Origin of the sequence: Mesorhizobium sp. M1322, from assembly GCF_040318085.1 — a bacterium.
GTDB lineage: Bacteria > Pseudomonadota > Alphaproteobacteria > Rhizobiales > Rhizobiaceae > Mesorhizobium.
Genome location: NZ_JAMYLP010000053.1, coordinates 1 through 12,546, shown reverse-complemented (window position 1 = coordinate 12,546; position 12,546 = coordinate 1). Strand labels below are relative to the sequence as shown.

General features: G+C 63.9%; 11 protein-coding genes. 2 read left to right on the top strand and 9 right to left on the bottom strand.

Going from position 1 to position 12,546, the window contains the following annotated elements; genetic code table 11:
* Positions 1-5: 5 nt before the first annotated feature.
* The 7 genes from NKH12_RS19200 to NKH12_RS19170 all read right to left on the bottom strand — a co-directional run bounded on the left by NKH12_RS19200 (position 6) and on the right by NKH12_RS19170 (position 6,291).
* Positions 6-1,076, bottom strand: a complete 1,071-nt coding sequence (locus NKH12_RS19200) for an extracellular solute-binding protein (protein WP_352954575.1) — start codon at positions 1,074-1,076, stop codon at positions 6-8.
* A 30-nt stretch (positions 1,077-1,106) separates the two neighbouring features.
* Entirely contained in the window at positions 1,107-1,775 is a 669-nt protein-coding gene (locus NKH12_RS19195; RefSeq protein WP_352954574.1) for a helix-turn-helix domain-containing protein, read from the bottom strand.
* An 86-nt stretch (positions 1,776-1,861) separates the two neighbouring features.
* Positions 1,862-2,932 (bottom strand): D-alanine--D-alanine ligase family protein, encoded by a 1,071-nt coding sequence (locus NKH12_RS19190; protein WP_352954573.1) that lies wholly within the window; start codon positions 2,930-2,932, stop codon positions 1,862-1,864.
* Positions 2,933-3,040: 108 nt separating this feature from the next.
* Positions 3,041-3,922, bottom strand: a complete 882-nt coding sequence (locus NKH12_RS19185; protein ID WP_352954572.1) for an SMP-30/gluconolactonase/LRE family protein — start codon at positions 3,920-3,922, stop codon at positions 3,041-3,043.
* Entirely contained in the window at positions 3,919-4,560 is a 642-nt protein-coding gene (locus tag NKH12_RS19180) for a 2-dehydro-3-deoxy-6-phosphogalactonate aldolase (RefSeq protein WP_352954571.1), read from the bottom strand. The genes NKH12_RS19185 and NKH12_RS19180 overlap by 4 nt, the downstream gene beginning before the upstream one ends.
* 22 nt (positions 4,561-4,582) lie before the next feature.
* The gene (locus NKH12_RS19175; protein ID WP_352954570.1) at positions 4,583-5,527 is read right to left on the bottom strand and encodes a 2-dehydro-3-deoxygalactonokinase; all 945 of its coding nucleotides are present in this window, start codon (positions 5,525-5,527) and stop codon (positions 4,583-4,585) included.
* The gene (locus NKH12_RS19170; protein WP_352954569.1) at positions 5,524-6,291 is read right to left on the bottom strand and encodes an SDR family NAD(P)-dependent oxidoreductase; all 768 of its coding nucleotides are present in this window, start codon (positions 6,289-6,291) and stop codon (positions 5,524-5,526) included. The genes NKH12_RS19175 and NKH12_RS19170 overlap by 4 nt, the downstream gene beginning before the upstream one ends.
* 397 nt (positions 6,292-6,688) lie before the next feature.
* Here NKH12_RS19170 and gshB point away from each other — a divergent pair, with 397 nt between their 5' ends.
* Positions 6,689-7,630 carry a glutathione synthase gene (gshB, locus tag NKH12_RS19165; RefSeq protein WP_352954568.1) on the top strand — a complete coding sequence of 314 codons (942 nt, stop codon included), beginning with the start codon at positions 6,689-6,691 and terminating at the stop codon, positions 7,628-7,630.
* A gap of 182 nt (positions 7,631-7,812) precedes the next feature.
* Entirely contained in the window at positions 7,813-9,345 is a 1,533-nt protein-coding gene (locus tag NKH12_RS19160; protein ID WP_352954567.1) for a YifB family Mg chelatase-like AAA ATPase, read from the top strand.
* A gap of 32 nt (positions 9,346-9,377) precedes the next feature.
* On the opposite strand, the gene NKH12_RS19155 is transcribed toward NKH12_RS19160, so the two are convergent.
* Together NKH12_RS19155 and NKH12_RS19150 are read right to left on the bottom strand one after the other, a co-directional pair.
* Positions 9,378-9,920, bottom strand: coding sequence for a hypothetical protein (locus tag NKH12_RS19155; RefSeq protein WP_352954566.1), 543 nt, complete (start codon positions 9,918-9,920; stop codon positions 9,378-9,380).
* A gap of 221 nt (positions 9,921-10,141) precedes the next feature.
* Positions 10,142-12,316, bottom strand: coding sequence for a malate synthase G (locus tag NKH12_RS19150; protein ID WP_352954565.1), 2,175 nt, complete (start codon positions 12,314-12,316; stop codon positions 10,142-10,144).
* Positions 12,317-12,546: the final 230 nt, after the last annotated feature.

Genomic DNA, 12,546 nt, shown 5'->3' with positions numbered 1-12,546 from the left:
CGGACCTAGTTGCCCGCCATCAACGCGTTCCACTTTTCGTTCGCTACCTCGAAGTTCTCCACCCAGAACTTGATGTTCTGCTGGTAGCCAAGCTTCAGCTTGTCCGGCGTGTTGGTCATGAACGCCGCAGTGACCTCGTCTACTTCGGGTTTCGCGTCCTTGTGGATCGGGGTATACGAGGTGGTTTTTGCAAGCGTCTCCTGCGCGCTCTTGCCGACATAGGCGTTGATCAGCGCATGCGCCGCGTCGGGGTCCTTGACGCCCATCGGAATGGTCATCTGGTCCATCACGACCAGCCAGTCCTGCCACGCCGGCGTGTACTTCGCACCGTTCTTGACCGCGGTCATGGCACGTCCGGTCCACATCGCGATCATGTCGGCTTCGCCGGATTCGGCGAGCTGCTGTGAATCAGCGCCGGTCTTCCAGAAGATCGTGTCCGGACCGAGCGACTTCACCTTCTCGATAGCCTTGTCGATATCGGCAACCGTCATGTTTTCGACCGACCCACCGGCTGCGAGCAGCGCCTGCTCGATCATTCCGCCGGACAGATCGCCGCTGCCCTCCAGTGCGCGCGAGCCCGGGAACTTCTCGATGTCGAAGAAATCCCTCCAGCTCTTGGGCGGGTTATCCTTGTATTTTTCGGTGTTGTACATCAGCACCACGCCATAGTTCATGGCCGGCACACTGCATTCGCTGATCTGGCCCTCCGGAATGTTGGACGTATCGATCTTCGAGAAGTCCAGCTTCTGGAACAGCTTGCCGCAATAGACGTAGGGCGGGAAATCGCCGGTATCGACAACGTCCCAAGTGACATTGCCGGACTCGACCTGCGCCTTCAGTTTCGAGATTTCAGTTGGCCCGTCGCTGAGCAGCGTCACGCCTGATTTGTCGACGAACTCTTTCAGCGCGGCGATCTGACCATCCTGGTAAATGCCTCCATACGAGACGAAGGTAAGCGTCTTGCCCTTCAGCGAGCCCTCGGCCACCTCGCCTGCCACGGGCTTGCTCTGCGCAAGCGTTGCGGTCGTGATCATCAGCAGCCCGAATGCGGCCACCTGTCCGATCTTGGTCTTCATAGCTTTATCTCCCATTTATGTGCACCCGCATTAGTTCGGTTCGCCCGGCTGCGAGCCTTGTCCGGGCGTGTATCGATTGAGTTCCGCCGCGCCGCTGGTCGGGGGCGCGATGATCCAGAGCACCTGCGCCGGCGTCTTGCCGATGTTTGCCGTGCGATGCGGCGTCGAGGTTGCGTATTCGATGCTGTCGCCTTCGTTCATGACGAAACGCTCGTCTGCCAGCGTCAGCTCGACCGTCCCCTTGAGGACGACGAACATCTCGTGCTTGCCGCCATGCGTGTAAGCGGCGTTGCCGGTCGAGCCGCCGACGTCGAAATCGCCCGAATAAACCTCGAATTCATGGATCGGTCGCCGCGACAGCAACGTCTTTCGGCAACCGTGGCTGATCGGCAGCAGCGGGCGGTCAGCCCGGGTGAGCACCTTGTGGAACCCGCCCTCGGTCTGCTCGAACAGGTCGTTGATGCCGAGATCCAACGCAGCCGCGATCCGCATCAGGGTGCTGGCGCTGGCTCCGCTCAGATTGCGCTCGAGCTGGCTGATGAAGCTCGCCGTCGTGCCGACCATATCGGCCAGCTGGCGAAGCGAAATGCGCCGGGCCGTGCGAATGGCCTTGATCCGGCCGCCGACATGCTTCGCCTTTTCTGCTTCCGGCGCTGCCAGCGCTGTCATCTCCGGGGATGTCGCAGGGTCGACTTTCACCGATCGCCTCCTCACTTAACACCTTATTAAGTGGAGTGTCGGGACGCAAGCCTTTTGTCGAGAAACGATCCTGGGCCGCCGGCTGCTCATCCCGTTGGCGAGGCAAGAAAACGGTTCGCGGCGATCTCGGCCATCGCATCGGCGAGGCCCATCTTCCATTGCGTGCGGCAATAGGCGCGGAAATCGAAGCAAGCCAAGCCGGGGCAGACCTCGAATTCGATGAGATGGACGCTGTCGTTGGCTTCGACTCGGAAATCCATGGAAAATACATCCCGCAGGCCGAGCCCGGTCATCAGGCTTTGCGCGATTTGGCGGATGGTTGCATCGGCTCGCGGCTGGCTGGCAGCGACCGGCAGCAGCACCGGCTCGGCATATGTTCCCGCCGCCTTGGCAGCTTCGCCGGTGTCGCCGTAAAGCGCCAGGCTGTCCTCCATGGTCTGGAAATCACTACCCGAATCGACAAAGGCGATGCCGAGCGCCTCGACGCCGGTGTCCGGCCTCAGTCCGAGAAAACTCGCGCGCGCATTGCGCCCCGTGACGTAGGGCTGCACGACGACATCATCGCGATAGGCGGCGAACACGCGCCGGCTGAGTTCCAGCGCGTGGCCGAAATCGCTGCTGCGCGAATCCGGCCAGATGCCGATTTTGGCGCCGAGCCGGTTCGGCTTGACGAACCAGCCGGTTGGCGAAGCCGGTGGCTCGACCAGCCAATGGCCGTCGCGGGCCAAACCGGATTGCGGCACCGGCAGGCAGAGCGCGCCGAGCACGGCGCCGGAGCGGAATTTGTCCTGGCAGAGCGCAAACAGCGCGTCGTCGGCGCCGATCGTCTTCAGACCGTTCAGTCTTGCCAGAGCCGGTGCTGCACCGCCTCGGAAATAGGCGACGCCGTCGGTCAACGTCCAGACCAGCGTCGTGTCCGGGTCCTCGCCGGTGAACACGTTTGCGGCACCGTCGAGCGCCACCGGCGCGAAGGACAGGCCGCGTGTCAGGCATGCCGCGGCCAGCGCGTCGAACTCAGAGGCGATGTCGGTCGATTGCGCCAGATAGGAGGCGATTTCCGCGGCGCGCGCCGGCACATGGCCATCGGCGACCAGCCGGTCGAAGCAGGCCTTTTCCGGCTCGTAGATAAGGATCAGCTTCGGCCTGCGGCTTGACATGGGCTGAACGATTCCTGGCGGCGCGATAGCCTACCATCGCAGGACGAACATATCAGGCTTTCGCTGAACCGACACCGGCCGGACGCCCGCACGACAGAGCGATAATACTTAAGCAATCAGCACGCGCGGCTCGAAGCGGCCGTTGACCGGAATGTCGAGCAGAAATGTCATGCCGGCTTGCGGGTCCAGCAGGCGCTGTTTCTCATCCTTGCCCGACCAGGCAGAAGTGACCGCCAGTCGGTCGGCATTCGTGCCGACAAAGGCCGGACAGGATGGTTGCGTCACCGGCATCGCGACCGATCGGATGAGCTTGCCGTCAGGCCCATAAGCCTCAACGACGCCGCCGCCCCAGCAGGCGTTCCACAGGACACCGTCGCGATCGAGCACAGAACCGTCGATATAGCCCTTGGCCTTGCGGTGATCGACGAAGATCTTCGGCTCGCCGGACGGCAGGCCGGTGGCCGGATCGCAGTCGACCCGCATCAACAGTCCGGTGCTGGTATCGGTGTAATAGGCGACCGTTCCATCTTCGGAAAAGCAGATCGAGTTCGACACCGTGATGTCCGAATAGAGCCGGCGCAGTTCCCCCCTAGAGAACCAATAGATCGAGCCGGCGGCCTTTTCCTCACCCTTGCCCATCGTGCCGACCCAGAAGGCACCGCAGGGGTGGACGCGCGAATCGTTCGAGCGCGTGACCGGATTGTCGGCCTCGATCGCCGTGTGCAGCGTCATCCGGCCGGTCGTCACGTCGCGGACATGCAGGCCGGTTTCGGTGGCGATCAGCTGTCTTTTGTCGTCGATGATGGCGATCGCGCTGGCCATCTGGCCAAGCTCGTGGATTTTGACCGCGCCGCCGGAAAGGCGCTTTTCCAGAAGCTGGCCGTTGAGGATGTCGAACCAGTAGAGCGTATCGGTGGCGGGGTCATAGCTCGGGCCTTCGCCGAGCTGACAGACATGGTCGGAAAAAACAGAAACGACGGCATCGTTCATCGCACAGCTCCAAACGCCGCATCCCAGGCCACGACTGCGACCTGCGCCCGCGTTGCCACGTCGTCGATGCTCATACCAGGCTTGAACAGGCTGGAGCCGAGACCGAAGACGCTGACGCCGGCCGCCTTGTAGCCGGCAAAGTCCTTTTCCGACACGCCACCGACCGCGCCGACCAGCGTCTTATCAGGCAAAACGGCGCGCATCGCCGCGATGCCGGCCGCGCCAAGCACGCTGGCCGGGAAGAACTTCAGCGCCGAGGCGCCGAGCCGAATCGCCTCGAAGCCCTCGGTCGGCGTGAACACGCCGGGCATCGTCACCATGCCGTAATTCATGGCGCGGCCCATGACCTCGGCATCGATGTTAGGGCTGACGAGCAGCCGTCCGCCGGCATTGTGCAATCCGTCGACATCGGCCGCAGTCAGCACAGTCCCGGCGCCGACCAGTGCCGTCGCCGGTAGCGCTTCCACGATTTTTGCGATCGAGGCAAACGGGTCAGGCGAGTTGAGCGGCACTTCGATCGCTTCGATGCCGGCCTCAAAGATCGCGCGGCCAATGGCCACCGCCTCGTCCGGCCTGAGGCCGCGCAGGATAGCGACAAGCCCGCGCTCGAGCTTCGGAAACGGTGCGGTCTCGGTCATGCGGCAACTCCACTGTTGTCGATCATGTCTGGGCAATCATGCCATTTTCGCGCGCCGCTTCGATCAGGCCGGCACGCACCGCCTCGTCGGCATCGACGGCTCTCACCGCAAGTCCGGCAAGGCCGAGCGCCTCCGTGTACAGCGCGCCGAGCGCGCCGGAAGCGACCAGCACGACCGATCCGCCTTTCCCATAACGGCGACTGGCCGAGGCGATCTCGCCGCCGATCAGCAGGCCGGACAAGCAGGCGGCCGCATCGCCGGGCTTCAGGTCCTGCAGCAGGCCCGCGGCGCGGATCGAGAACAGTCTCGAGGTGACATCGCCGCCGTCGGCAAGCGCTTGCTCGCACCAACGCCGGAAAAACGGATTGCCTGATGCTACCGGCTGGGGCTGCTCGCCCAGCGAATGGCGCAGGATCGAATGCGCGGCCAGCACCGAAAACAGCTCGCCGGTGGGCCAGGTGCCGAAACCGGCAACAGCGCCGTCCTCGACCAGCACCCATTTGGAGTGGGTGCCGGGCATGCAGACGAGATGGCGTCCTTTTGCCGGTAAACCAGCGCCGGCAAGCTGCGTTTCCTCGCCACGCATGACGTCGGGCGCATCGGCCTGGCGCTGGGCAAGGCCCGGCACGATACGGATGTCGCGGCGCTGCCCGGGGACGCGCGCTGCACCGGCAAGGATGGTGCCGATCGGCGCCGGCACGGTGACATAGGGCGCTTCCAGCCAGCCCTGGCGGGAGCCGGCCATGCCGCAGATGATAACGGGCATCGCTTCCGGCGCGCCCATCGCCGCCAGATGTCCTTCGAGGATGGTCGAAAACCCGGCGGCTTGTGCGGTGATCAGCCCGTCATCGCCGCGGCGCTCGGCAAGGATTTTTCCGGCTTCATCGACCAGCCAGACCCTGAGACGGGTGGTGCCCCAGTCGACGGCGGCAACAGAAGGCGCTTTGCTCGGGAATCCTGGGTTCACAGGAAGCCCCCGTCGACGATCAGCATCTGGGCGGTCAGCATCCGCGAAGCGTCCGACGCCAGGAACAGCACCGTGCCGACGATGTCATCCGGCTGCATCACCTGCTTGATGCATTGCTTGGCGACGTGGGCGGCGAGCGCCCGTTCGGTGACCCAGAGCTCCTTCTGCCGCTCTGTGATCACCCAGCCGGGTGCGATCGCATTGACGCGAATGCCGTCGACGCCGAGCTTGCCGGCAAGGCCCTTGGTCAGGCCGACGATGCCGGCCTTGGCCGCGGTATAGGCCGGCATGTCGGGGTGATTGATCAGAAACGACGTCGACGTGAAGTTGATGATCGAGCCGCCGCCGGCGCGCCTCATGCCCGGCGCTACCGCCTGTGCGGAGAAGAAATGCGGACGCAGATTGACCGCCTGGTTGTTGTCCCAGAACTCCACTGTGACATCTTCCACTGCGTGGCGATCATCAAGTGCTGCATTGTTAACCAGCACGGTGACGTCGCCATGCGCGTCGGCGGCCTTGGTTGCCGAAACCCGCAGCGCCTCGATGTCGCGTATGTCCGTCTTGAGATAGAGGGGCCGGCGGCCGAGATCCTTCTCGATGCGATCGGCCAGCGCCAGGCTCGGGCGGTCGGCGATGTCGATGAAGGCGACCTTTGCCCCCTGGCGGGCAAAACCCTCGGTCAGCGCCGCACCGATGCCGGAACCGCCGCCGGTGATCAGCACCGAAGCGCCCTCAAGGTCGGCAAAGCGCGCCGATGGCATCATTTTTTCTCCCTGGGCATGACCCGAAAATCGGTTTCGATTTTCGGAAAGGATCATGCGCAAAATCAAAGTGCTACAGCGTCCTTTGCGCGTCCAAAAAGGACGCGCGGCGCTGTAAGCTCAGTCGGCGCGCATCCTAGCCAGCCCGGTCGGGGGAGCAAGGGAGAAAAACCGATTCCCGAGGCTTATGTCAGACAAAAAGGCGATCACGCCCCCGCTACGCGTCCTCGCTGCGGCGGCGATCCCATGAAAGCATCGAGCGCACGCGTGGCCTCGCTTTGTCTGCAACTGACCGACAGACGCCCCGCTTGCAGCAGGCAATCCTCAAAATGTCGCGATTGGCAGATGACCGGCGAAGCTGTACAGGCAAGCAGCCCATCCGATCCGCCGGAGATCCGCCATGCCTCTGAAAATCGCCATCCAGATGGACCACATCTCCACCGTCTCGATTGCCGGCGACACGTCTTTCGCGCTGTCGCTGGAAGCGCAGCGGCGCGGCCATCAGCTGTTCCATTATACGCCCGACCGGCTGTCGCTGCGCGGCGGCAAGGTGTTTGCCCGCATCGAGGCAATGCAGGTCCGCGACGAGAAGGGCAATCACTATTCGCTCGGCGAAGAAGTCCGCACCGACCTGTCGGAGATGGACGTCATCCTGCTCAGGCAGGATCCGCCGTTCGACATGAACTACATCACCACGACGCACATACTCGAGCGTATCCATCCCAAGACGCTGGTGGTCAACGACCCGGCCTGGGTGCGCAACAGCCCGGAAAAGATCTTCGTCACCGAATTTCCCGACCTGATGCCGGAAACGCTGATCACCAAGGACCCGCTGGAGGTCGCCGCCTTCCGGAAGGAGTTCGGCGACATCATCGTCAAGCCGCTCTACGGCAATGGCGGCGCCGGCATCTTCCACCTGCACGAGGCCGATCGCAACCTCGCCTCGCTGCTCGAAATGTTCGGCCAGATGTTCCGCGAGCCCTATATCGTGCAGCGCTATCTGAAGGAGGTGCGCGCCGGCGACAAGCGCATCATCCTGATCGACGGTGAGCCAGTCGGCGCCATCAACCGGGTGCCGGCCGAGACTGATTCACGCTCCAACATGCATGTCGGCGGCCGTGCCGAAAAAACCGAACTGACGGCGCGCGAGCGCGAGATCTGCGCCCGCATCGGCCCGTCGCTGAAAGAGCGCGGTTTTATCCTCGTCGGCATCGACGTGATCGGCGACTACATGACCGAGATCAACGTGACGTCGCCGACCGGCGTGCGCGAGGTGCAGCGTTTTGGTGGCGCCGACATCGCCAGCCTGTTCTGGGATGCAGTCGAGGACAAACGCAAGTAGCACCCACACTTGGGGGAATAGTGTTTTTCCGATCCGTTGCCGACGCAACGCGATCAGAGCGCAACGTTCAATTGTTCCCGTAATGTTCTTGCCTTCGCCCGAAATCTGTGGTTGTCTCCGGTGACGCCGTTCGCGGCATGATCGCAGGGCTTCGGGCGAGCCCGTATCCGGGGGCAGAAAAAATGGTTGCGCGGGTCCGCACGGTCGCTTTCCAGGGCATCGAGGCCGTACCGGTCGACGTGCAGGTGATGATTGCGCCCGGCAAGGTCAACATGCACATCGTCGGCCTCGGCGACAAGGCGGTGGCCGAAAGCCGTGAGCGGGTGCAGGCGGCGCTGCATGCGTCGGGCCTGTCGATGCCGTCGAAGAAGGTCACGGTAAATCTGGCGCCCGCCGACCTGCCCAAGGAAGGCAGCCATTACGATTTGCCGATCGCGCTCGGCCTGATGGCGGCATTGGGGGCGATTCCGGGCGACATGCTGGCCGGCTATATCGTGCTTGGCGAGCTGTCGCTCGACGGCACCATCGCAGCGGTGGCCGGCGCGCTGCCGGCGGCGATCGGCGCCAATGCCGAAGGCAAGGGCCTGATCTGCCCTTTCGCCTGCGGCCCGGAAGCGGCGTGGGCCGGCAAGGATTTCGACATCCTGGCACCGCGCAGCCTGATCGCCATCGCCAATCATTTTCGCGGCACACAGGTCCTGTCGCGGCCGGAGCCCGGCATCCATGCCTCGGCGCGTGACCTGCCGGATCTCGCCGACATCAAGGGCCAGGAGACCGCCAAGCGGGCACTGGAAGTGGCGGCGGCCGGCGGCCACAATCTGTTGATGGTCGGACCGCCGGGGTCGGGAAAATCGATGCTGGCGCAGCGGCTGCCGTCGATCCTGCCGCCGCTGGCGCCCAGGGAATTGCTCGAAGTCTCGATGATCGCGTCGGTGGCCGGCGAACTCGGCGAAGGAAAACTGACCGACCGGCGGCCGTTCCGTGCGCCGCACCATTCGGCCTCGATGGCTGCCATGGTCGGCGGCGGCCTGCGCGTGCGGCCGGGCGAGGCGTCGCTTGCCCATCACGGCGTGCTGTTCCTCGACGAGTTTCCCGAATTCTCGCCGCAGGCGCTCGACGCACTGCGCCAGCCGCTGGAGACCGGCGACTGCATGATCGCCCGCGCCAATCATCGTGTCACCTATTCGGCACGCATCCAGCTGGTCGCGGCGATGAACCCGTGCCGCTGCGGCATGGCCGGCGAGCCGGGCTATCGCTGCCTGCGCGGCGACCGTTGCCGCACCGATTACCAGGCGCGCATTTCCGGCCCGCTGCTCGACCGTATCGATATCCGGATCGAGGTGCCGGCGGTCTCGGCCAGCGATCTGATCCGGCCGGACCGGGCAGAGAAAAGTGCCGCGGTGGCGCTGCGCGTGGCCCGCGCCCGGACGATCCAGCGCGAGCGTTTCGAACGGCTTGGCGCGACCTCCGCCACCACCAACGCGCATTGCTCGCCCTCGGTCATCGAGGAGATCGCGATGCCGGATGCATCAGGCCTGTCGCTGCTCAGGGATGCCAGCGAGAAACTAGGCTTTTCCGCGCGGGCCTATCATCGGGTCCTGAAGGTGGCGCGAACATTGGCCGATCTCGAGGCCAGCGAGACGGTCGGCCGCATCCATCTGGCCGAGGCGATTTCCTACCGCATGAGCTCGGAGCGAATGGCGCAGGCGGCGTGACGTTCCCCTCCCGCCAGTCATTTCCGCAGCAGCTATTTAACCGGGATCATGAGATGTGCGTAGGGAGTGCCCGCCCACATCACATATGGCCTGGACGTGTCAGGCTTGGGGTCCGCCGGATAGCCCTGCATCATGTCCGTTGCGTTGACGATCATCACGTGCGGTCCGGTCTCGATCCAATTGTTGCCTTCCTCGGGCTTCGTCGCATAAGGATCGGTGTTGCTGCCGTCGGTGCCGCCGGCCAGCATATACATGAAGCCGACCTTGCCCTTGGGCGGTTCCTTTTTTCCCATCCAAGCCATCGCCCATTCCATAGAGTTGGCGTCGCCACACATTGGATCCGGGCCAGGTGTGGCCGGGTTGTCGGGCATGCACCAGAAGCCGTTTGTGCCCTCGCGCAGTGTGCGCATTGCACCCTTCTCATCCATAGCGTGGATCGCAGCGCCGCTTGCTACAGCGGGGGGTGCGGCGGATTCAGCGCTCTTGATCATCGCAGCGTCGTCGGCGGCTGCGCCTTGCATCGCAAACAAACTGCCCGCTGCCAAAAGCGCAGCGACCGTCAGAAGCCGTTTCATGGCCGTTCTCCGGTTTTTTTGAGTTGATATCGGACGCACGGCCTCCCAGAGCCGTTTGTCGGTGGTCAAAATTCTAGCAGATGGCATGCACCGGGACAACGCTGTTTTAGCGATGGCTAATATCCTTCGGGTGATTCAGACCGGGCTCTCAAACATGCTGCATCGGACGATTTCTATTTCGCGCCTCGTCTTGTGAGACTGCGCCTTGCAACGGCGGCTTGCTATCCAGCCCGCTCCTTCGCCTTCAGCTTCAGCCGCCGCGCGTGCAGCACCGGCTCGGTGTAGCCGTTGGGCTGGGTGCGGCCTTTGAAAACCAAGTCGCAAGCAGCGAGGAAGGCGATCGACTTGTCGAAGTCGGGCGCCATCGGCCGGTAGAGCGGATCGCCTGCGTTCTGGCGATCGACGACGCCGGCCATGCGCTTCATCGTCTCCATCATTTGGTCTGAGGTGCAGACGCCATGATGCAGCCAGTTGGCGATATGCTGCGAGGAGATCCGCAGCGTAGCGCGGTCCTCCATCAGGCCAACGTCATTGATGTCAGGCACTTTCGAACAGCCGACGCCCTGGTCGATCCAGCGCACGACATAGCCGAGAATGCCTTGCGCGTTGTTGTCGAGCTCCTTCTGGATTTCCTCCTGAGACCAGTTCGGCCGCACCGCTACCGGCACCGACAATATGTCGTCGAGCTTGGCCTTCGGCCGGCTCTTCAGCGCCGTCTGCACGGCGTGGACGTCGACCTTGTGATAGTGGGTGGCGTGCAGTGTTGCCGCCGTCGGCGACGGCACCCAGGCGGTGTTGGCGCCGGCCTTGGGATGGGCGATCTTCTCCGCAAGCATCGCCGCCATCAGATCGGGCATCGCCCACATGCCCTTGCCGATCTGGGCGCGGCCGGCGAGCCCGCATTCCAGCCCGGTGTCGACGTTCCAAGCTTCGTAGGCGGCAATCCAGACGGCCTGCTTCATGTCGCCCTTGCGGATCATCGGGCCGGCTTCCATCGAGGTGTGGATCTCGTCGCCGGTGCGATCGAGGAAGCCGGTGTTGATGAAGACGACGCGGTCCTTGGCGGCGCGGATCGCCTCCTTGAGGTTGACGGTGGTGCGCCGCTCCTCGTCCATGATGCCCATCTTGATGGTGTTTTTCGTCATGCCGAGCAGCGCCTCGACGCGGTCGAAGATCTCGACAGCGAAGGCGACTTCTTCCGGCCCGTGCATCTTGGGCTTTACGACGTACATCGAGCCCGCGCGGGAGTTTTGCCGGCGGCCGTTCGGGCCGACATCGTGCAGCGCGACCAGCGCCGTCAGCGCCGCATCCATGATGCCTTCCGGCACCTCGTTGCCGTCGCGGTCAGATATCGCCGGATTGGTCATGAGGTGACCGACGTTCCTGACCAGCATCAGCGAGCGGCCCGGCAGGGTGAGCGCGACGCCATCGGGCGCGGTATACGACCGGTCGGGATTGAGTTTTCGCGTAAAGGTCCTGCCGCCCTTGGTGATCTCCTCGGCAAGGTCGCCCTTCATCAGGCCGAGCCAGTTGCGGTAGACCACGACCTTATCTTGCGCATCCACCGCCGCGACCGAATCCTCGCAATCCTGGATGGTGGTCAGCGCCGATTCCAGGATGACATCGGCAATGCCGGCTGGATCGGTCTTGCCGATCTGGTTGCTGCGGTCGATGACGATCTCGATGTGCAGGCCATTCCTAGTGAGCAGCACGGCTTCAGGGTTGGCGGCGTCGCCGCGATAGCCGGCAAACTGTTTGGGGTCGGCGAGCGTGGTGGCGCCGGCGCCCTCGCCCAGCCGCAACATGCCGTTGGCGACCGAAAGCCCGTTCACCCCTGCCCATTTGCCCGAGGTGAGCGGCACCGATTCATCGAGGAAACTTTTCGCCCAGGCGATGACTTTTGCGCCGCGTGCGGGATTGAAGCCTTTGCCCTTCTCGGCGCCGCCGGTCTCGGGAATGGCGTCGGCGCCGTAGAGCGCATCGTAGAGCGAGCCCCAGCGCGCATTGGCGGCGTTCAGCGCGTAACGCGCGTTCATCACCGGCACCACCAGCTGCGGCCCGGCGACCACCGAAATCTCCGGGTCGACATTTTCGGTCGTCACCGAAAAGGCCGGCCCTTCCGGCACGAGATAGCCGATCTCCTTCAGGAATCCCTTGTAGGCTTCGATGTCGCTGGGTGCGCCATTGTCGCGGTACCAGCGGTCGATCTGGTCCTGCAGCGCGTCGCGCTTTTCCAGCAGCGCCCGGTTCTTCGGCGAAAGGTCGTGCACGATGGCTGAGAAGCCGGTCCAGAAGGCGTTGGCGGCAATGCCGGTGCCCCGCAGCGCCTCGTTCACGACGAAATCATAAAGCTCGCGGGCAATCCGCAATCCAGCGATTTCGACACGATCGGTCATCGGAGGTTCTCCAAGGCTTTGGCCGGTTGCCGGCACCGGGCGTTTGACATGTCGGGTTTGCAGGGTCAATTCCGCTTAGGATGAAGGTAGGGCATTTTCGCCGCCGGCCAAAGCTGCCAATCTCCCCCTTGTGGGGGAGATGCCCGGCAGGCCCGGGTTCCTCGCCCCCGCAAAGCGGGGGAGAGGTTGCCGCGAAGCGGCCGGAGAAGGGGAAATCGTTATGCGCCGTG

Coding starts and splice junctions, on each gene's coding strand:
- gshB (WP_352954568.1), top strand. CDS start 6,689: ATGCCTCTGAAAATCGCCATCCAGATGGACCACATCTCCACCGTCTCG.
- NKH12_RS19150 (WP_352954565.1), bottom strand. CDS start 12,316: ATGACCGATCGTGTCGAAATCGCTGGATTGCGGATTGCCCGCGAGCTT.
- NKH12_RS19190 (WP_352954573.1), bottom strand. CDS start 2,932: ATGTCAAGCCGCAGGCCGAAGCTGATCCTTATCTACGAGCCGGAAAAG.
- NKH12_RS19170 (WP_352954569.1), bottom strand. CDS start 6,291: ATGATGCCATCGGCGCGCTTTGCCGACCTTGAGGGCGCTTCGGTGCTG.
- NKH12_RS19155 (WP_352954566.1), bottom strand. CDS start 9,920: ATGAAACGGCTTCTGACGGTCGCTGCGCTTTTGGCAGCGGGCAGTTTG.
- NKH12_RS19180 (WP_352954571.1), bottom strand. CDS start 4,560: ATGACCGAGACCGCACCGTTTCCGAAGCTCGAGCGCGGGCTTGTCGCT.
- NKH12_RS19185 (WP_352954572.1), bottom strand. CDS start 3,922: ATGAACGATGCCGTCGTTTCTGTTTTTTCCGACCATGTCTGTCAGCTC.
- NKH12_RS19200 (WP_352954575.1), bottom strand. CDS start 1,076: ATGAAGACCAAGATCGGACAGGTGGCCGCATTCGGGCTGCTGATGATC.
- NKH12_RS19160 (WP_352954567.1), top strand. CDS start 7,813: ATGGTTGCGCGGGTCCGCACGGTCGCTTTCCAGGGCATCGAGGCCGTA.